The organism is Polaromonas sp. P3_B1, assembly GCF_056402935.1.
On the sequence record NZ_JBFUGK010000001.1, the window covers coordinates 244,793 to 262,956 of the forward strand.

Annotated in this window: 17 protein-coding genes; 10 read left to right on the forward strand and 7 right to left on the reverse strand. The window is 64.8% G+C overall.

Going from position 1 to position 18,164, the window contains the following annotated elements:
- Positions 1 to 6: 6 nt before the first annotated feature.
- Positions 7 to 1,209 carry a PQQ-dependent sugar dehydrogenase gene (locus tag AC1DXS_RS01130; RefSeq protein ID WP_477735759.1) on the reverse strand — a complete coding sequence of 401 codons (1,203 nt, stop codon included), beginning with the start codon at positions 1,207 to 1,209 and terminating at the stop codon, positions 7 to 9.
- A 7-nt stretch (positions 1,210 to 1,216) separates the two neighbouring features.
- Complete coding sequence (gene queA, locus AC1DXS_RS01135; protein ID WP_477735760.1) at positions 1,217 to 2,263, reverse strand: tRNA preQ1(34) S-adenosylmethionine ribosyltransferase-isomerase QueA; 1,047 nt, start codon at positions 2,261 to 2,263, stop codon at positions 1,217 to 1,219.
- Between the two features lie 29 nt (positions 2,264 to 2,292).
- Here queA and recG point away from each other — a divergent pair, with 29 nt between their 5' ends.
- The 4 genes from recG to ubiA all read left to right on the forward strand — a co-directional run bounded on the left by recG (position 2,293) and on the right by ubiA (position 6,953).
- Complete coding sequence (recG, locus tag AC1DXS_RS01140; RefSeq protein WP_477735761.1) at positions 2,293 to 4,443, forward strand: ATP-dependent DNA helicase RecG; 2,151 nt, start codon at positions 2,293 to 2,295, stop codon at positions 4,441 to 4,443.
- Between the two features lie 48 nt (positions 4,444 to 4,491).
- Complete coding sequence (locus AC1DXS_RS01145; RefSeq protein WP_477735762.1) at positions 4,492 to 5,490, forward strand: LysR substrate-binding domain-containing protein; 999 nt, start codon at positions 4,492 to 4,494, stop codon at positions 5,488 to 5,490.
- A gap of 91 nt (positions 5,491 to 5,581) precedes the next feature.
- Positions 5,582 to 6,103 carry a Dps family protein gene (locus AC1DXS_RS01150; protein WP_477735763.1) on the forward strand — a complete coding sequence of 174 codons (522 nt, stop codon included), beginning with the start codon at positions 5,582 to 5,584 and terminating at the stop codon, positions 6,101 to 6,103.
- The gene (ubiA, locus tag AC1DXS_RS01155) at positions 6,060 to 6,953 is read left to right on the forward strand and encodes a 4-hydroxybenzoate octaprenyltransferase (RefSeq protein WP_477735764.1); all 894 of its coding nucleotides are present in this window, start codon (positions 6,060 to 6,062) and stop codon (positions 6,951 to 6,953) included. The genes AC1DXS_RS01150 and ubiA overlap by 44 nt, the downstream gene beginning before the upstream one ends.
- Positions 6,954 to 7,023: 70 nt before the next feature.
- Here ubiA and AC1DXS_RS01160 read toward each other — a convergent pair whose 3' ends face one another.
- The 5 genes from AC1DXS_RS01160 to AC1DXS_RS01180 all read right to left on the reverse strand — a co-directional run bounded on the left by AC1DXS_RS01160 (position 7,024) and on the right by AC1DXS_RS01180 (position 11,732).
- A complete protein-coding gene (locus AC1DXS_RS01160) occupies positions 7,024 to 7,242 on the reverse strand; it encodes a hypothetical protein (RefSeq protein ID WP_477735765.1) in 219 nt (72 codons plus the stop codon).
- 130 nt (positions 7,243 to 7,372) lie between these two features.
- On the reverse strand, positions 7,373 to 8,209 hold the full coding sequence (gene proC / locus AC1DXS_RS01165) for a pyrroline-5-carboxylate reductase (protein ID WP_477735766.1): 837 nt from the start codon (positions 8,207 to 8,209) through the stop codon (positions 7,373 to 7,375).
- A 6-nt stretch (positions 8,210 to 8,215) separates the two neighbouring features.
- Entirely contained in the window at positions 8,216 to 9,379 is a 1,164-nt protein-coding gene (locus AC1DXS_RS01170; protein WP_477735767.1) for an esterase-like activity of phytase family protein, read from the reverse strand.
- Positions 9,380 to 9,434: 55 nt separating this feature from the next.
- Entirely contained in the window at positions 9,435 to 10,928 is a 1,494-nt protein-coding gene (gene glpK, locus AC1DXS_RS01175; RefSeq protein WP_477735768.1) for a glycerol kinase GlpK, read from the reverse strand.
- A 36-nt stretch (positions 10,929 to 10,964) separates the two neighbouring features.
- On the reverse strand, positions 10,965 to 11,732 hold the full coding sequence (locus AC1DXS_RS01180; RefSeq protein ID WP_477735769.1) for a DeoR/GlpR family DNA-binding transcription regulator: 768 nt from the start codon (positions 11,730 to 11,732) through the stop codon (positions 10,965 to 10,967).
- Between the two features lie 312 nt (positions 11,733 to 12,044).
- Between AC1DXS_RS01180 and AC1DXS_RS01185 the strand changes: the two genes are divergently transcribed.
- From AC1DXS_RS01185 to AC1DXS_RS01210, 6 genes are all read left to right on the forward strand, one after another.
- Positions 12,045 to 13,130, forward strand: coding sequence for an ABC transporter ATP-binding protein (locus AC1DXS_RS01185; protein ID WP_477735770.1), 1,086 nt, complete (start codon positions 12,045 to 12,047; stop codon positions 13,128 to 13,130).
- Positions 13,117 to 14,196: an ABC transporter ATP-binding protein gene (locus AC1DXS_RS01190; RefSeq protein ID WP_477735771.1), complete on the forward strand. Its 1,080-nt coding sequence runs from the start codon at positions 13,117 to 13,119 to the stop codon at positions 14,194 to 14,196. The genes AC1DXS_RS01185 and AC1DXS_RS01190 overlap by 14 nt, the downstream gene beginning before the upstream one ends.
- Positions 14,193 to 15,083 carry a carbohydrate ABC transporter permease gene (locus AC1DXS_RS01195; RefSeq protein ID WP_413326971.1) on the forward strand — a complete coding sequence of 297 codons (891 nt, stop codon included), beginning with the start codon at positions 14,193 to 14,195 and terminating at the stop codon, positions 15,081 to 15,083. The genes AC1DXS_RS01190 and AC1DXS_RS01195 overlap by 4 nt, the downstream gene beginning before the upstream one ends.
- On the forward strand, positions 15,080 to 15,892 hold the full coding sequence (locus AC1DXS_RS01200) for a carbohydrate ABC transporter permease (RefSeq protein WP_477735772.1): 813 nt from the start codon (positions 15,080 to 15,082) through the stop codon (positions 15,890 to 15,892). Before AC1DXS_RS01195 ends, AC1DXS_RS01200 begins: the two co-directional genes overlap by 4 nt.
- 13 nt (positions 15,893 to 15,905) lie before the next feature.
- Positions 15,906 to 16,214, forward strand: coding sequence for a DUF2160 domain-containing protein (locus AC1DXS_RS01205; protein WP_477735773.1), 309 nt, complete (start codon positions 15,906 to 15,908; stop codon positions 16,212 to 16,214).
- 104 nt (positions 16,215 to 16,318) lie between these two features.
- Positions 16,319 to 18,049: an ABC transporter substrate-binding protein gene (locus AC1DXS_RS01210; RefSeq protein ID WP_413326977.1), complete on the forward strand. Its 1,731-nt coding sequence runs from the start codon at positions 16,319 to 16,321 to the stop codon at positions 18,047 to 18,049.
- Positions 18,050 to 18,164 lie beyond the last annotated feature (115 nt).

Below are 18,164 nucleotides of genomic sequence, written 5' to 3' on the forward strand. Positions count from 1 at the left end.
ATGGTTTTAGTTTTCGCGGCCCACGATGAGCACGGTATGGTTGCGGTCCTCGATCACGAACAGGCGGCCGGCGGCGTCGAGCGTCAAGCCTGTAGGCGCACCCTGTGGGCGAATACCGGTTTTGGCTGCCCATTCACCCAGGATTTCCACACCCTTGCCCTTGATTTTGCCAGCAGTATCCAGGTGAAAGGCCATGACGCGCCGGCCGGCCGGTCTGTGGCCATGCCACGCCACCAGCAATTGCCCGGCCCAGGGACTGGCGGGCGTCGCCGGCGCTATCAGCATGTGCAGCGGCGCGGCATGTGCCGGCCAAAGGCTGGAAGGTGAGCGCGTTGCCCCGCAGTCGAAACGGCCATCATAGCCGCGTGCGGGCTGGCCGGCCTCTACGCAATAGGGCCAGCCATAGTGGGCGCCGGCTGTGAGGATGTTGAATTCTTCCCGGGGCGAGCCGATGTCCGGGTAATCGATGGAGTTCTCGCCTTGCAACACGATGTCCGGCCGGCCCGCCTGCCGCAGGACGGTCAGCGCCATCGAGTTACGCAGGCCGATGGCGTAGGGTTTGAAGGAGGTCAGCTTGCCGTCGGCGGAGAGTTTTGCTTCATACACGGCCGCCCGCGGCTGGTTGCCCACAAGGTCGGGGCATGGGACGGGCTGTTGCTGCGCATCGTTGCGGCAACTGTCGGTGGACGAACCCATGTTGACGTAGAGGCTGCCGTCGCCGCCGAAGGCGATCTCCTTGAGCGGATGGGCACCATCGCCCGGCAGCTTGTCAATCAGTACCTCCTGGGCAAACCTGGCGACCGGACTGCGCCAGATGCGAGTTGCTTCGCCCACATAGGCTTTGCCGTCCGGCCCCAGGGCCAGGCCGTGAGGACGGTCGAGCTTGTCGGCCAGCACCTTGACCGTGACCGCGCCGGGCGCCAGTGTCATCTCCAGCAAGCGGCCCCGGCCCGCGTCCCAGCCGCCCATGTCAACCAGCCAGAAACGGCCGGCGCTGACTTCCAGCATGCGGCGGGGGAATTTCAACCCTTGCCGCTCATCGGCGACCAGGCCAACGCAATAGCCTGCCGGTGCTGTGACCTGTACCTTTGGGAAGCCTTCGCAGGTGCCGCTGGCCTGGTAGCCGGCCGCATGGGCAACAGATGCCAGAGCAGTGCAGATGAAGGCGGCAAAAATTGCCGACCGCCGCGGGTGCATGAATAAGTGCATGGGGACCTCAGAGTTGCCGTGCCAGCAGCATGGCATCGCCATAGCTGAAAAAGCGGTATCGCTGCTCTATCGCATGCCGGTACAGCGCCATGATGTGCTCGTAGCCCGAAAACGCGCTGACCAGCATCATCAGCGTGCTTTTGGGCAAGTGAAAGTTGGTCAGCAGCAGGTCGACCACGGCGAACTCAAAGCCCGGCGTGATGAAGATGTTGGTGTCATTGCACTCGGGGCCGAATTTGGCATGCGACTCCAGCGCCCGGACCGTGGTGGTGCCCACGGCCACCACGCGGCCTGCGCGGGCCTTGCAGGCGGCAATAGCCTCCCGCGTCGCCACGGGCACCTCAAAGCGCTCGAAGTGCATGGTGTGGTCGGCGATGTTCTCGGCCTTCACGGGCTGGAAGGTGCCCGCGCCCACGTGCAGGGTCACGCTGGCGCGCTGTATGCCGCGAGCGTCCAGCTCAGCCAGCACGGCTTCGTCGAAGTGCAGCGCGGCCGTGGGCGCCGCCACCGCGCCGGGGTTTTTGGCGAACACGGTCTGGTAGCGCTGCTCGTCTTCGGCGGAATCGGTATGGGTGATGTAAGGCGGCAGCGGCACGTGGCCGTGCTGGGCCATCAGCGCATAGGGGTCGCTGCTCAGGCGAAAGCGATACAGCGGCCCGCTTTCTTCGGGCCAGCGCCCCAGCAGCGTGGCGGTGAAGCCGCCGTCCATCTGCAGCATCGCGCCCGGCAGAGGCTTTTTGCTGACCTTCATGTGGGCGGCGACCTCATGGCCGGCGTCCGCGTGCGGCGACAGCACCCGCTCGATCAGCAGCTCCAGCTTGCCGCCGCTGGCCTTCTGGCCGAAGAGGCGGGCCTTGACCACCTTGGTGTCGTTGAAAACCAGCAGGTCGCCTGCTTGCAGCAGGCCCGGGAGTTCGGTGAAGCGCCGGTCCACCGGCGCACTTGCGCGTCCGTCAAGCAGGCGCGAGGCGCTGCGCTGGGCGGCGGGGTGCTGGGCTATGAGTTCTTCGGGCAGCGTGAAATCAAAATCGCTGAGGCTGAAATGGGGCTTCATCTTCATGTTCATGAAGGCACAATTGTCCCATGCCGCCACCTGGAGCCTCCGCCCGCAAAACCGCCCCGCCCGAGGCTTTGGCCAGGGAACCGGCCACGCCCCAGGCCAAGCCCGAAAAAGCCCCGGCCAAGTCGCCGGCGCAAAAAGCCCTCGAAAAGCTGGGCCTGCGACGTGACATAGATCTGGCCCTGCACCTGCCCCTGCGCTACGAGGACGAAACCCGCATCGTGCGTCTGGCCGACACGCGCGACGGTGACATGGCGCAGATCGAGGGCGTGGTGACGCACAGCGACATCGCTTTCCGCCCGCGCCGCCAGCTGCGTGTCGTTGTGGACGACGGCAGTGGCACCTGCACGCTGCGCTTCCTCAATTTTTACCCCGCGCATCAGAAGACGCTGAGCGTGGGGGCGCGCGTGCGTGTGCGCGGTGAGGTGCGCGGCGGTTTTGTCAGCCGCGAGATGATTCACCCGAGCTTCAGGCTGGCCGAGGGCGAATTGCCCGGTGCGCTGACGCCGGTCTACCCCACGGTAGCGGCGCTGCCGCAAAACTACCTGCGCAAGGCGGTCCTCAGTGGCTTGGCCCGCGCCGACCTGCGCGAGACGATTCCCCCGGAAACACTGGACCAGAGCCTGCCCCAGCTTCAGTGGAGCTTGCGCGAGGCGCTGCGGTTTTTGCACCATCCGACGCCGGATACCTCTCTGACCACGCTGGAAGACCGCAGCCACCCGGCCTGGCAGCGCCTCAAGGCCGAGGAGCTGCTGGCCCAGCAGCTGTCGCAGCTGCAGGCCAGGCGCATACGCGCGGCCATGCGCGCGCCGGCACTGGTGGGCCCGGCCATGCGCGGCCCGCAATGCACGCTGGAAGAACAATTGCTGGAGCGCCTGCCCTTTCGGCTCACGGCCGCCCAGCAGCGCGTGTGCGGCGAAATCGAGGCTGACCTCAAGAAAAACGTCCCCATGCACCGCCTGCTGCAGGGCGACGTGGGCGCCGGCAAGACCGTGGTGGCGGCGCTGGCCGCGGCTCGCTGCATCGACGCGGGCTGGCAATGCGCGCTGATGGCGCCCACTGAAATCCTGGCCGAGCAGCATTTCCGCAAGCTGATTGGCTGGCTGGAACCCCTGGGCATCAAGACCGCCTGGCTGACCGGCAGCCAGAAGGCTAAAGAGCGGCGCGAGATGCTGGCCATGATTGAAAGCGGGGAGGCCGGCCTGGTGGTGGGCACACACGCGGTGATCCAGGACAAGGTGAAGTTCAAGAACCTGGCGCTGGCCATCATCGACGAGCAGCACCGCTTCGGCGTGGCGCAGCGCCTGGCCTTGCGCAGCAAGATGACCGAAGGCGGCGAGGAACCACACCTGTTGATGATGACCGCCACGCCCATTCCGCGCACCCTGGCCATGAGCTATTACGCCGACCTTGACGTTTCCACCATCGACGAATTGCCGCCCGGCCGCACACCCATCGTCACCAAGGTGGTCAGCGACGCGCGGCGCGACGAGGTGATAGCCCGCATACGCGGCCAGCTCGCAGAGGGGCGGCAGATCTACTGGGTGTGCCCGCTGATCGAAGAAAGCGAGTCCATCGACCTGGTCAATGCGACCGAAACCCACGAAGCCCTGAGCGTGGCCCTTCCCGGCGTGATGGTGGGCCTGCTGCATTCGCGCATGCCGCTGGCCGAAAAAAAGGCCGTCATGTCGCTGTTCACCGGCGGGCAGATGGGTGTGCTGGTCAGCACCACGGTGATCGAGGTCGGCGTCGACGTGCCCAATGCCTCGCTGATGGTGATAGAGCATGCCGAGCGTTTCGGCCTGAGCCAGCTGCACCAGCTGCGCGGCCGGGTCGGGCGCGGGGCGGCGGCTTCGGCCTGCGTGCTGCTGTACTCGACCGGCGACGCGCCCCGGCTCGGTGAAATGGCGCGCGAGCGCCTCAAGGCCATGGCACAGACCAACGACGGCTTCGAAATCGCCCGACGCGACCTGGAAATCCGCGGCCCGGGTGAATTCCTGGGCGCGCGGCAATCGGGGGCGCCCTTGCTGCGGTTTGCCGATCTGTCCACTGACACGGAGTTGTTGGCCTGGGCGCGTGGCCTGGCGCCCACCATGCTGGACAGGCATACCGAACTCGCGCACCGGCACGTTCTGCGCTGGCTGGGCGGCAAGGCCGAATACTTGAAGGCTTGAGAGCCATTCCTGTGGCACGGCGATTGAGAAAAGCAGCACAATAAGACCATGACGCTGACCGAACTCAAATACATCGTCGCCGTTGCCCGGGAAAAGCATTTCGGCAAGGGCGCCGATGCCTGCCATGTTTCTCAGCCCACACTCAGCGTGGCCATCAAGAAGCTGGAAGAGGAGTTGCAGGTCAAGCTGTTTGAGCGCAATGCCAACGAAATCACGGTCACGCCGCTGGGCGAAGAAATCGTGCGGCAGGCGCAGAGCGTGCTCGAGCAGGCCGACAACATCCGCGAGATCGCCAAGCGCGGCAAGGACCCGCTGTCCGGTCCGCTGCGCCTGGGGGTCATTTACACCATTGGCCCTTATCTGCTGCCCGACCTGGTGCGCCAGGCGATCGCGCACACGCCGCAAATGCCGCTGATGCTGCAGGAGAATTTCACCGTCAAACTGCTTGAGGAGCTGCGCACCGGTGAAATCGACTGCGCCATCCTGGCCGAACCCTTTCCCGACGCCAACCTGGCGATTGCGCCGCTCTATGACGAGCCCTTCATGGCGGCCGTGCCCAGCGCGCATCCACTGGCCGCGCGCGAGGGCATCACGGCCGAGGAGCTCAAGAAGGAAACCATGCTGCTGCTTGGCAACGGCCACTGCTTTCGCGACCATGTGCTCGAGGTCTGCCCCGAGTTCGCGCGCTTTTCCAGCAGCACCGAGGGCATACGCAAGAGCTTCGAAGGCTCCTCGCTGGAAACCATCAAGCACATGGTGGCCGCGGGCATGGGCATCACGCTGGTCCCGCGCCTGGGGGTGCCCAGGGAAGCACTGCTGCAACAGGCTCCCGCCAAAAAAGGCGCCAAAGGCAAGCCGGCCGCGGCACGCAATGGCGTGGCCGCCGAGCAGCCTTCCTTCATCAAATACCTGCCCTTCGAAGGCGACGTGCCGAGCCGGCGGGTTGTACTGGCCTGGCGGCGCAGCTTCACGCGCTACGAGGCCATCGCCGCGCTGCGCAATGCCATCTACGCCTGCGAACTGCCCGGCGTCATGCGCCTGTCTTGAATCTCCCCTATGACGGTTATTGAGGGCGGCTGTTGCGGCCGGCTTCCTGATTTCGTTAAAGTAATCCCTGAAATTTCATAAGGAAACATCCATGGCCAAGTCTTCCGCCAAACCCGCCGCCAAACCCGGGAAAGCCGCACCGTCCATCAATATCGGCATCAGTGAAAAAGATCGCGCGGCGATCGCCAAGGGCCTGAGCCGCCTGCTGGCCGACACCTATACGCTCTACCTCACCACCCACAACTTCCACTGGAACGTCACGGGACCCATGTTCAACACGCTGCACCTGATGTTCATGACGCAGTACACCGAGCTCTGGGCCGCGGTCGACCCGGTCGCCGAACGCATTCGCTCGCTGGGCCATCCCGCGCCGGGCTCTTATGCGCAGTTCAGCAAGCTGGCCTCGATTCCCGATGTACCGGTGGTGCCGCCCAAGGCGCTCGAAATGGTGCGCATCCTGGTGCAAGGCCATGAAGCCGTGGCACGCACCGCGCGTGAGCTGTTCCCGGTGGCCGACAAGGCCGGTGACGAACCGACGGCCGACCTGCTGACGCAGCGTCTGACCGTGCATGAGCAGACCGCCTGGATGCTGCGTTCGCTGCTTGAAGAATAAGCTCGCCCTCTACCTTCAGCTGATCCGCTGGAACCGTCCGGCGGGCTGGCTGCTGCTGCTCTGGCCCACGCTGTCGGCGCTGTGGGTGGCTTCGCACGGTTTTCCGGGCTGGCACCTGGTGGCGGTGTTTACCCTTGGCACCATCCTGATGCGCAGCGCGGGTTGCTGCGTCAACGACGTGGCCGACCGGGACTTTGACCGCCACGTCAAGCGCACGGCACAGCGCCCGGTCACCAGCGGCGCAATGTCGGTACGGGAGGCGCTCATTGTGGGCGCGGTACTGGCTTTGCTGGCCTTTGGCCTGGTGCTGACGACCAACGCCGCCACCATCGCCTGGTCGTTTGCCGCGCTGGCGATCACGCTGGCCTACCCTTTTGCCAAGCGTTATGTGTCCATGCCACAGGCTGTGCTGGGCGTGGCCTTCAGTTTTGGCATTCCGATGGCGTTTGCAGCCGTGCAGTCGCGCGTGCCTGTGCTGGCCTGGGTGCTGCTGGTGGGCAACCTGTTCTGGGTAGTGGCTTACGACACCGAATACGCCATGGTGGACCGCGATGACGACCTCAAGATCGGCATGAAAACCTCGGCCATCACGCTGGGCCGTTTTGACGTGGCCGCGGTGATGCTTTGCTATGCCGCCTACCTGGTCGTCTGGGCGTGGGCCCTGGCCGATGCGGTGGGGCAATCGCCGCTTTATTGGATCGCCATGGCGGTAGCTGCGCTCCAGGCCTTGTGGCATGGCTGGCTGATCCGCAAGCGTGAGCGCGACGACTGCTTCAAGGCTTTTCGCCTCAACCACTGGCTGGGCTTTGCGGTTTTTGTGGGCATCGCCCTGTCTTATTGGGGGCGCTAAGCCCTAAAGGCTGGTAAGGCGCCCATAAAAAAGCCCGCTTGAAGCGGGCTTTTTTGCGTCGGCGTGTTGCTTAGACGGCGGCTTTTTTAGCCTTGGCCTTGCGCTTGGCCTTCTTGGCCTTTGCCTTGGCGGGAGCGGCGGCCTTTTTCTCAGGGGCTGCTGCCGGTGCAGGCGCTGCCGCTGGTGCGGCGGCGGGAGCGGCGGCCTGGGCCGATGCGGACGTGGAAATCACGGCCAGGGGCATGGCGAGGACGGCTGCGCTGATGAGGGTAGACAGAAGTTTGTTCATGTGAAGCTCCGGATGTTGGAAAAGTTGTAAAGCGAATGCCGCCGGGAGTGTCCCACAGTGCGTGGACCAAGACAAGCTGCACGTACGCCCCTGTTCAACGTTTGCCGCAACTGGGCGGTTGACGCGTCTTTCAGGCGCCGCCGAACTCGTTGCCCAGCTCGGCGGCACGCTGGCGGGCGGCGTGGATGGCGCGCATGAACTGCATCTTGACGCGGTCCTGCTCCATCGATGTCAGCGCAGCGTAAGTGGTCCCGCCTTTTGAGGTGACCCGCGCGCGTAATTCCTGCGGCGGTTCGTCCGAAGCCTGCGCCAGGGCCGAGGCGCCCACAAAAGTGCCGATTGCGAGCTGGCGTGCCTGGGCGAGGGGCAGGCCCATGTCGGTGCCGGCCTCAATCATGGCTTCAATGAAATAGAACACGTAAGCCGGGCCCGAGCCCGACAGTGCGGTCACCGCATCGAGCTGGGCCTCTTCGGCCAGCCACAGGAAGTCGCCCGTGGGCTTGAGCACTTTTTCAATCGCCAGCTTGTCGGCGCCGGTGGCGGCCTCGCGGGCGTACAGGGCCGTCATGCCCTTGCCGACCAACGCCGGTGTGTTCGGCATGGCCCGCACCACGCGCTCGGTGCCCAGCCAATGGGCGATGCTGCCCGAGCGCACGCCTGCCGCCACGCTCAGGTGAAGGGCCGTTTTGGTGTGAAATCGCGTTTGCAGGGCCGCATCCTTGAAAACCTGCGGCTTGACGGCCCAGACGACCAGGCCGGCAGCGGCCAGCCACGCGCCCGGGCCCTCGTGGACCTGCACGCCGAATTGTTGCGTGAGTTTGGCGCGCTGCTCGGCGAAAGGTTCCATCACCTGGATCTGGCCGGCCGGCAGCCCCTGCTTGAGCAGACCGCCCAGGATGGCGCTGGCCATGTTGCCGCCGCCTATGAAGGCGATGTGTTCGTTGCTTGCGCGGGAAGTGGAAGTCATGCGTTGTCAGTCCAAAAATTCAAAGGCCAGCCACTGGCTGATTTGCCGGGCGCTGAAATTGTCGTCGCTGATGAACATCAGGCTGCGGCGCCCGTTCGGAAGCACCGGGCCCCAGCTCATGCCTTCGGTATTGTCCAGCTGTTTGAGCCGTGGACCGGTGCCCGGACCGGTAAAGGCCGAAAAATCCGCCAGCAGGGTTTTGCCGGCAGGTCGGTAAGCACCTGGCCGCAGCGCGGGAAGCTCCAGCGTGTCGCTGGCCTGGCCGGTGTCGATCAGGTAGAGGCGCAGCGAATTGCCCGAACCCGTCACATAGGCCCGCTCCAGCACCAGCATGCGCTCGGCGTCCAGCATCAGGATTTCCGCCACGCCGTTGTCGGCGAAGGCGGTGGGAGGCACGGGCGCGCGCGGGATGGCGTCGGGCAGATAGGCAATCTGCCGCAGGGCCTTGCCGCTGCTGAGGTCGATCTGGGTGAAGCGGCAGGGGCCACCCGGCGCCTGCACGGTGGGCATGGGGCCATCCTGCAGCAAAGCATTTTCCATCGCGATCCAGGCGGTACCGCCGTCGGGTGACAGCGCCAGGCCTTCGAGCGTGAGGTTGCCGCGCGGCCCCGCGCCGGCCTGGAAATTGAACATCGCCGGGAGGGCGAATTCGCGCACAAAACTGCCGTCTGGCCGTGTCTCACGCAGCCAGGGCGAGGTGTTCGTGGGCGCATGGCCTTCGCTCGTCCACAGCAGGGTGTTGCTGGCCGCGCGCCAGCGTATGGCTTCCGGGTCGGGCACCGGCCCGCCTCGCAGCGCCGAAGGATAGGGGCTGCCGTCGGCCTGGCGCAGCGTGGTCACGCCCAGCAGCTCGGGCTCGCCCAGGCTCTCCATGCCCAGCGCGATGCGCGCGGTGTAAAAGCGCGCGGGGTTGATGCTGGAGCTGTCGTCGCTGATCAGGTAATAAAGGTCCCCGGCCGGGTCATAGTCCATGCCTGACAGCCCACCCACGGTGCTGCCTTGGAACTGCAGGCGATGTGCGATGCGGGATTCGCCGATCAGACGCAGCCGCGCGCGGGGCGGCTGACTGGGCGCGGCCACTGGCGGCGGTGCGACGCAGCCGGCCAGGCTGAGCACGGCGGCGGCAGCGGAGCCGAGGATGAGCCGGCGCTTCGAAGGGGACGTGTTCATGCGGCCAGTCTAGCGGCCGCCCCTGTGGGAAATGTGACAGCGGCGCAGGCAGCGCTCACTGCAGCACGGTCTGCCGCACCGCCTGCTCCCAACGCGCCATCAGCTCGGCCGCCCGGTCCGCGCCCAGGGTGGGCAAAAACTTGCGCTCGGCGCGCCACATGCCAGAGAGTTCCTCGGTGCTGCGGTACACCCCGCTGGACAATCCGGCCAGGTAGGCGGCGCCCAGCGCAGTGGTTTCAATCACGGCCGGGCGAATCACCGGGATGCCCAGCAGGTCGGCCTGGAATTGCATCAGCAGGTCGTTCACGCAGGCCCCGCCGTCCACGCGCAGCTCGGCCACGGGCGCGGCGCCGGCGCCGACCGCGTCGCGGCTCATGGCCTGCAACAGGGCCGCGCTCTGGTAAGCGATGCTTTCGAGCGCGGCGCGCGCGATGTGGGCGACCGTGGTGCCGCGCGTGAGCCCGGTGATGGTGCCGCGCGCGTCGGGTTTCCAGTAGGGCGCGCCCAGTCCGGTGAAGGCCGGCACCATCATCACGCCGCCCGAGTCGGGCACGCTTTCGGCCAGCGCCTGCACTTCGGCGCTGCCCTTGATGGCATGCAGGCCGTCGCGCAGCCACTGCACCACGGCGCCGCCCACAAACACGCTGCCCTCTATGGCGAACTGGGTTTGTGGGGTCGCCTGGGCCGCACTGGTGGTCAGCAAGCCGTTGTGCGAGGTCTGGAACTGCCCGCCCGTGTGCATCAGCATGAAGCAGCCGGTGCCGTAGGTGTTTTTCGCCATGCCGGCCTTGAAACAGGCCTGGCCGAAGAGGGCGCTTTGCTGGTCGCCGGCGACGCCGCCTATGGCAATCGCATGGCCCAGCAGGTCGGTCCGCACTTCGCCATAGTGCGCGCTGGAAGGCAGCACCTGGGGCATCAGCGAGGCCGGGATGCCCAGCAAGGCCAGCAGCTCGTCGTCCCACTGGTTGGTATGCACATTGAACAGCATGGTGCGTGAAGCATTGCTGACGTCGGTGGCGTGCAGCGCGCCGCCCGTGAGCTGCCACATCAGCCAGCTGTCGATGGTGCCGAAGGCCAGTTCGCCGCGCTCGGCCTGCGCGCGCGCACCGGGCACGTTGTCGAGCAGCCATTTGAGCTTGGTGCCGGAAAAGTAAGCGTCGATCAGCAGCCCGGTCTTGGACTGGATCAGTTTTTCCTTGCCCTGCTCGCGCAATTCGGCGCAGGTGGCTTCGGCGCGCCTGTCCTGCCAGACGATGGCGTGGTGCACCGGCTGGCCGGTCTTGCGGTTCCAGAGGGCGGTGGTTTCGCGCTGGTTGGTGATGCCCAGCGCGCGTATGTCGCCGGCCTTGATGTTCGCCTTGGCCAGCACCTCGCGCGCCGTGGCCAGCTGGGTGCGCCAGATTTCATTCAAGTCGTGCTCGACCCAGCCGGGCCGGGGGTAGATCTGCGGCAGCTCCTGCTGCGCCAGGGCCACGATGTGGCCGTGTTCGTCAAACACGATGCTGCGGGAACTCGAGGTTCCCTGGTCAAGGGCGAGGAGGTAGGTCATGCGCTGGAGTGTATGAAAACCGCTGTTGCCCGGTGCTCAAGGATGGGCCACTTCGCAGCTCACGTCCGCTTCCTCCAGCAGGGCCGGGAAGGGGTCGGGCGGCGGCATATCGGTGAACAGCCGGTCGATTTGTGAAAGCCTGGCCAGCTCGACCATGGCCGGGCGGTTGAATTTGCTGCTGTCGGCGGCCAGCCAGACCTCGCGGGCGTGCTCGATGATGGTCTGCGCGACCTTGACCTCGCGGTAGTCGAAGTCGCGCAGCGAGCCGTCAGGCTCTATGCCCGAAATGCCGATAACGGCGATGTCGACACGGAACTGGCGCATGAAATCCACCGCCGCCTCGCCCACGATGCCGCGGTCGCGCGCGCGCACCACGCCGCCGGCCACGATGACCTCGCAGTCGGTGTTGCCGCACAGGATGGCCGCCACATTGAGGTTGTTGGTAATCACGCGCAGCCCCTTGTGGTTCAGCAAGGCCTTGGCGACGGCTTCGGTGGTGGTGCCGATGTTCAGGATCAGCGAGCAATCGTTGGGGATGCGCCTGGCAACGGCCTCGGCGATGCGCGCCTTGCCTTCGGCATTCAGGCTTTCGCGCTGACGGTGCGCGATGTTTTCAATGGTGGAGGTGGGCACCCGCACGCCGCCGTGAAAGCGCGTCAGCAAGCCGGCTTCGGACAGGCGCTGCACGTCCCGCCTGACGGTCTGCAGGGTCACATTGAGCTTGTCGGCAAGCTGCTCGACGGAGGCCGAGCCGTGGGCGCGGACCACGTCAAGAAGCTTGATTTGCCTGGGATTGGAGTTCACGCGGGTCCAAGTCGGGGAGGGGAATCTGGGGGGATCTAAGGGAATCGGGGAATTAAAAGGACCTAAGAATGACAGCTGGATGTCTTTGCGGAAACTTTATATCGAAACAAAAGGAAACAGATAAGGGAAAACAATTAGATAAAACAATCACAAAGGAAGAAAAATAGAAAAAAACCGAACTTATCCAGGTTCTGTCTACAAATCCTCGGGAGACGCTTTCTTGTTGACTGTTTCAAATTTCTTGCCAGCCCTGGCCCCTGCCGGGGGGTGTGGCGGCCTGTTCCAGCCCTTGCGGGGCGGGGGAGCGGCGTGATGCAGCTGTCCCTGGACCAGATCAGCAAAAAAGTCGGCGCCGAGCAATGGCTCTACGACATGAGCCTGGCGCCGCGCAGCGGCGAAGTCACGGTATTGCTGGGCGCCACGCAGGCCGGCAAGACCAGCCTGATGCGCATCATGGCCGGCCTGGACGTGCCCACGCAGGGCAAGGTCCTGGTCAACCAGGCCGACGTGACCGGCATGCCGGTGCGCGAGCGCAACGTCGCCATGGTCTACCAGCAGTTCATCAACTACCCCTCGCTGCGCGTGGCCGACAACATTGCCTCGCCGCTCAAGCTGCGCGGCGAAAAAGACATAGAGCAGAAGGTGCGCGGCCTGGCCGAGCGCCTGCACATCGACATGTTCCTGGACCGTTACCCGGCCGAACTCTCGGGCGGGCAGCAGCAGCGCGTGGCCCTGGCGCGCGCGCTGGCCAAGGGCGCGCCGCTGATGTTGCTGGACGAGCCACTGGTCAACCTCGACTACAAGCTGCGCGAGGAATTGCGCGAGGAGCTGACCCAGCTGTTCGCCGCGGGAGACTCCACGGTCATTTATGCCACCACCGAGCCCGGCGAAGCCCTGCTGCTGGGCGGCTACACCGCCGTGATGGACGGCGGCGAGCTGTTGCAGTACGGCCCGACGGCCGAGGTTTTCCACGCGCCGCAGTCGCTGCGCGTGGCGCGGGCCTTCAGCGACCCGCCCATGAACCTGATCGCGGCGCTGCCCGCCGCCCAGGGCCTGCAGCTGGCGGGTGGCCCGGCGCTGGCGCTGAAGCTGCCGGACGCACCGGCGCAGCGCCTGGCCTCCTTCACGGCAGGGGTTCGCGGCAGCGCGCTGCGTGTCACGGCGAGAGAGGGTGATGTGGCGCTGCCCGGCAAGGTCGAGCTGGCCGAGATATCCGGTTCCGACACCTTTGTCCACGTGGCGACGGCCGTGGGCGAGCTGGTGGCGCAGCTCACGGGTGTGCACTACTTTGACCTGGGCGCGCCCGTCACCCTGTACCTGGATCCGGCGCAGGTTTATGTTTTTGACGCCGAAGGCGCGTTGCTTTTGGCTCCACGGAGGTCTCATGGCGCGCATTGACCTGGACCTGGCCCACGCCTATCGGCCGAATCCGCGCGAAGACAGCGACTACGCGCTGCTGCCGCTCAACATGAGTTTTCGCGACGGCGGCGCGTACGCGCTGCTGGGCCCGTCGGGCTGCGGCAAGACCACCATGCTCAACATCATGTCCGGCCTGCTGGTGCCCTCGCAGGGCAGCGTCAAGTTCGACGGCGTGGACGTGACGCGCGCGACGCCGCAGCAGCGCAACATCGCGCAGGTTTTCCAGTTCCCGGTGATCTACGACACCATGACGGTGGCCGAGAACCTGGCCTTTCCGCTGCGCAACCGCAAGGTGCCCGAGGCGCAGATCAAAAAACGCGTGGGCGAGATCGCCGAGATGCTGGACATGAGCGGCCAGCTCAACCAGCGCGCGGCCGGGCTGGCGGCAGACGCCAAGCAGAAAATCTCGCTGGGCCGCGGCCTGGTGCGGCCCGACGTGTCGGCCGTGCTGTTCGACGAGCCGCTCACGGTGATTGACCCGCACCTCAAATGGCAGCTGCGGCGCAAGCTCAAGCAGATCCACCACGAGCTCAAGCTCACCCTGATCTACGTCACCCACGACCAGGTCGAGGCGCTGACCTTTGCCGAAGAAGTGGTGGTGATGACACGCGGCCGCGCGGTGCAGACCGGCTCGGCCGACGCGCTGTTCGAGCGGCCCCGTCACACCTTTGTGGGCCATTTCATCGGTTCGCCCGGCATGAATTTCCTGCCGGCCACGGTGTCCGGCGGCGCGCTGCGCGTCGCGGACCGGCCGCTGGCCCTGCCGCCAGGGCGCGGTATGCCCGACGGCGACCTCAAGCTGGGCGTGCGCCCCGAGTATGTGGTGAAGACCGCGCCGGGCGACCCGGCGGCGCTGCCCTTTACCGTCACGCTGGTGCAGGACATAGGCACGCACTGGATGCTGACGGCGCGCATCGGCGAGCACACCCTCAAAGCCCGCCTGAATCCCGCCTCCCGCGCACCGCAGGTCGGCGAAGAGGTCTGGCTCCAGGTCATGGGCACACACACCTGCCTGTACCTCAATGACGAACTGGTGGAAGCATGAGCACGACGACGAAGCCTGTTAACCAGAAGGCCTGGCTGCTGGTGCTGCCGGTCATCATCTGCGTAGCCTTTTCCGCCATCCTGCCGCTGATGACGGTGGTCAACTATTCGGTGCAGGACATCATCTCGCCTGAGCGGCGCGTGTTTGTCGGCACCGAGTGGTTTGCGTCGGTCATGCGCGACGAGGATTTGCATGCGGCGCTGTGGCGCCAGCTGACTTTCTCGCTGGCGGTGCTGGCGGTCGAGATCCCGCTGGGCATCGCGCTGGCGTTGTCCATGCCGGCGCAGGGCTGGAAGGCCTCGCTGGTGCTGGTGCTGGTCGCGCTGTCTTTGCTGATCCCCTGGAATGTGGTCGGCACCATCTGGCAGATTTACGGCCGGGCCGACATAGGCCTCTTGGGCGCGATGCTGCAGAAGATGGGCTTTGACTACAGTTACACCGGCAATGCCACGCACGCCTGGATCACGGTGCTGATGATGGATGTCTGGCACTGGACGCCGCTGGTGGCCCTGCTGGGTTACGCCGGTCTGCGTTCGATTCCGGACGCCTACTACCAGGCCGCGCGCATTGACGGCGCGAGCAAGTTCGCGGTGTTTCGCTACATCCAGCTGCCCAAAATGCGCGGCGTGCTGATGATCGCCGTGCTGCTGCGTTTCATGGACAGCTTCATGATCTACACCGAGCCCTTTGTGCTCACGGGTGGCGGGCCGGGCAATGCCACGACCTTCCTGTCCCAATACCTCACGCAAAAAGCCGTCGGCCAGTTCGACCTGGGCCCGGCGGCGGCTTTCTCGCTGATTTACTTTTTGATCATCCTGCTGCTGTGCTTCATCCTCTACAACTGGATGCAGCGCGTGGGCACGCAAGAGAAGGAGGGCGTGGAATGAACACACCGAAATTCCAGGCGCGCACGCTGTTCCTCGTCGCCTACATCCTGTTCGCGCTGCTGCCCATCTACTGGATGGTCAACATGAGCTTCAAGACCAACAGCGAGATTTTGTCGAGCTTTTCCTTCTTTCCCCAGCAATTCACCTGGGACAACTACAAGACCATCTTCACCGATCCGTCCTGGTATTCGGGCTACATCAACAGCCTGATCTACGTCGCCATCAACACGGTGATCTCCATCACCGTGGCCTTGCCGGCCGCGTATGCGTTCTCGCGCTACAGCTTCCTGGGCGACAAGCATGTGTTCTTCTGGCTGCTGACCAATCGCATGACCCCGCCCGCGGTGTTTTTGCTGCCCTTCTTCCAGCTCTACACCACCGTGGGGCTGATGGACACCCACATCGCGGTGGCGCTGGCCCACCTGCTGTTCAACGTGCCGCTGGCGGTGTGGATCCTGGAAGGCTTCATGAGCGGCATTCCGCGCGAGATCGATGAAACCGCCTACATCGACGGGTACTCTTTCCCTCGCTTTTTTGTACGCATCTTCCTGCCGCTGATCAAGGCCGGCGTGGGCGTGGCGGCGTTTTTCTGCTTCATGTTCAGCTGGGTGGAACTGCTGTTGGCGCGCACGCTGACCAGCGTCAACGCCAAGCCCATCGTCGCGACCATGACGCGCACGGTGTCGGCCTCGGGCATGGACTGGGCCACGCTGGCCGCGGCCGGCGTGCTGACCATAGTCCCGGGCGCCATCGTGATCTGGTTTGTACGCAATTACATCGCGAAGGGTTTCGCGATGGGCAGGGTCTAGAAGGAGATGACAGATGTTTGAGTGGATGGCCTGGACGACGCCGGTGGCGGTTTTTTTCAGCTGCATCGTGCTGATGCTGGTGGGCATGACGGTGTGGGAGATCAAGTCGCCGACGACGATGCGGCGCGGCTTCCTGCCGCTGGAAACCACGCGCGGCGACCGGCTGTTTATAGGCCTGCTCAGCGCGGCCTATGTGAACCTGATTTTTGTCGGCATCAGCGGCAAGCTGGCCGGCTGGCTGGGGCTGGAGGCGGACCCCTCGATCTGGATCAGTTTTGTGCTGTCCATGGTGTTGCTCGCCGTGATCATGCGCAAGGGTTAGCAAGCGACAGGAAAGACAAGTGCAGAGAAAAGGAATCCGGCTCATATTCCCCGGAGCCGAACAAGCCTTCAACCACGGGGAGTGAACCAATGAGGAGACAAGTCATGAAGATGCGTTATACGGCACTGGCAGTGGCCGCGGTGTGTGCCATGGCCAGCCCCGGCTGGGCCGGCGAGGCCGAGGCGAAGAAATGGATCGACAGCGAATTCCAGCCTTCCACGCTGTCCAAGGACAAGCAGCAGGCGGAGATGAAGTGGTTCATCGACGCGGCCAAGAAGCTGCAAGCCAAGGGCGTGAAGGAAATCTCGGTGGTGTCCGAGACCATCACCACCCATGAGTACGAATCCAAGACGCTGGCCAAGGCCTTTGAGGAAATCACCGGCATCAAGGTCAAGCACGACATCATCCAGGAAGGCGACGTGGTTGAAAAACTGCAGACTTCCATGCAGTCGGGCAAGTCGATTTACGACGGCTGGATCTCCGACTCCGACTTGATAGGCACCCACTACCGCTACGGCAAGATCCTGGCGCTGTCCGACTACATGGCCGGCGCGGGCAAGGAATACACCAACCCGGGCCTGGACCTCAAGGACTTCATCGGCACCAGCTTCACGACGGCACCCGACGGCAAGCTCTACCAACTGCCCGACCAGCAATTCGCCAACCTGTACTGGTTCCGCGCCGACCTGTTCGCGCGCAAAGACCTGCAAGACAAGTTCAAGGCCAAATACGGCTACGACCTTGGCGTGCCGCTCAACTGGAGCGCCTATGAGGACATCGCCGAGTTCTTCACCAACGACGTGAAAACCATAGACGGCAAGCCCATTTACGGCCACATGGACTACGGCAAGAAGGACCCGTCGCTGGGCTGGCGCTTTACCGACGCCTGGCTGTCCATGGCCGGCACCGCCGATAAGGGCATTCCCAACGGCATGCCGGTGGACGAGTGGGGCATTCGCGTGGCAGCCGACAAGTGCACGCCGGTGGGCGCCTCGGTGGCCCGCGGCGGCGCCACCAATTCGCCAGCGGCGGTTTACGCGCTGACCAAGTATGTGGACTGGATGAAGAAGTACGCGCCCAAGGAGGCCAGCGGCATGACCTTCGGCGAGGCCGGCCCGGTGCCGGCCCAGGGGCAGATCGCCCAGCAGATCTTCTGGTACACGGCCTTCACCGCCGACATGACCAAGAAGGGCCTGCCTGTGGTGAACGCCGACGGCACGCCGAAGTGGCGCATGGCGCCCGGCCCCAACGGCCCCTACTGGAAGCAGGGCATGCAAAACGGCTACCAGGACGTGGGCTCCTGGACCTTCTTCAAGGACCATGACGCCAACAAGGTCGCTGCCGCCTGGCTGTATGCGCAGTTCATCACCTCCAAGACGGTTTCGGCCAAGAAATCGGTGGTGGGCCTGACCTTCATCCGCGACAGCGACATCCACCACGAGTACTTCACCAAGAACGCCGCCAACTACGGCGGCCTGATCGAGTTCTACCGCAGCCCGGCCCGCGTGGCCTGGACGCCGACCGGCAACAACGTGCCCGACTACCCCAAGCTGGCGCAGCTCTGGTGGAAAAACGTGGCCCAGGCTGTGACGGGTGAAAAAACGCCGCAAGGCGCGATGGACAACCTGGCCGACGAGATGGACCAGGTGATGGGACGCCTGGAGCGCGCCGGCATGGCCCACTGCGCGCCCAAGCTCAACCCCAAGAGCGACCCGGCCAAATGGCTGAGCGACAAGGGCGCGCCATGGGCCAAGCTGGCCAATGAAAAGCCCAAGGGCGAGACCATCAACTACGACAAGCTGCTGCAGGCCTGGAAAGACGGCAAGGTGCGTTAAGCAATTGGGTGGGGGCGGTGTGGCGCAATGTGCCGCACCGCCCGTTTTTTCTTGCTGGTCACAGGCGGCGCTTGCCGCCACAGCGCTGGGGTAAGCTCAGTGCCACTTAGAAAAA

Excerpts from the sequence above, each read along its gene's own strand:
- glpK (WP_477735768.1), bottom strand. The coding sequence starts at position 10,928 with ATGACCTACCTCCTCGCCCTTGACCAGGGAACCTCGAGTTCCCGCAGC.
- AC1DXS_RS01160 (WP_477735765.1), bottom strand. The coding sequence starts at position 7,242 with ATGAACAAACTTCTGTCTACCCTCATCAGCGCAGCCGTCCTCGCCATG.
- AC1DXS_RS01170 (WP_477735767.1), bottom strand. The coding sequence starts at position 9,379 with ATGAACACGTCCCCTTCGAAGCGCCGGCTCATCCTCGGCTCCGCTGCC.
- queA (WP_477735760.1), bottom strand. The coding sequence starts at position 2,263 with ATGAAGCCCCATTTCAGCCTCAGCGATTTTGATTTCACGCTGCCCGAA.
- proC (WP_477735766.1), bottom strand. The coding sequence starts at position 8,209 with ATGACTTCCACTTCCCGCGCAAGCAACGAACACATCGCCTTCATAGGC.
- AC1DXS_RS01190 (WP_477735771.1), top strand. The coding sequence starts at position 13,117 with ATGGCGCGCATTGACCTGGACCTGGCCCACGCCTATCGGCCGAATCCG.
- AC1DXS_RS01205 (WP_477735773.1), top strand. The coding sequence starts at position 15,906 with ATGTTTGAGTGGATGGCCTGGACGACGCCGGTGGCGGTTTTTTTCAGC.
- AC1DXS_RS01145 (WP_477735762.1), top strand. The coding sequence starts at position 4,492 with ATGACGCTGACCGAACTCAAATACATCGTCGCCGTTGCCCGGGAAAAG.
- recG (WP_477735761.1), top strand. The coding sequence starts at position 2,293 with ATGCCGCCACCTGGAGCCTCCGCCCGCAAAACCGCCCCGCCCGAGGCT.
- AC1DXS_RS01200 (WP_477735772.1), top strand. The coding sequence starts at position 15,080 with ATGAACACACCGAAATTCCAGGCGCGCACGCTGTTCCTCGTCGCCTAC.
- AC1DXS_RS01150 (WP_477735763.1), top strand. The coding sequence starts at position 5,582 with ATGGCCAAGTCTTCCGCCAAACCCGCCGCCAAACCCGGGAAAGCCGCA.
- AC1DXS_RS01185 (WP_477735770.1), top strand. The coding sequence starts at position 12,045 with ATGCAGCTGTCCCTGGACCAGATCAGCAAAAAAGTCGGCGCCGAGCAA.
- AC1DXS_RS01130 (WP_477735759.1), bottom strand. The coding sequence starts at position 1,209 with ATGCACTTATTCATGCACCCGCGGCGGTCGGCAATTTTTGCCGCCTTC.
- ubiA (WP_477735764.1), top strand. The coding sequence starts at position 6,060 with ATGAGCAGACCGCCTGGATGCTGCGTTCGCTGCTTGAAGAATAAGCTC.
- AC1DXS_RS01195 (WP_413326971.1), top strand. The coding sequence starts at position 14,193 with ATGAGCACGACGACGAAGCCTGTTAACCAGAAGGCCTGGCTGCTGGTG.
- AC1DXS_RS01210 (WP_413326977.1), top strand. The coding sequence starts at position 16,319 with ATGAAGATGCGTTATACGGCACTGGCAGTGGCCGCGGTGTGTGCCATG.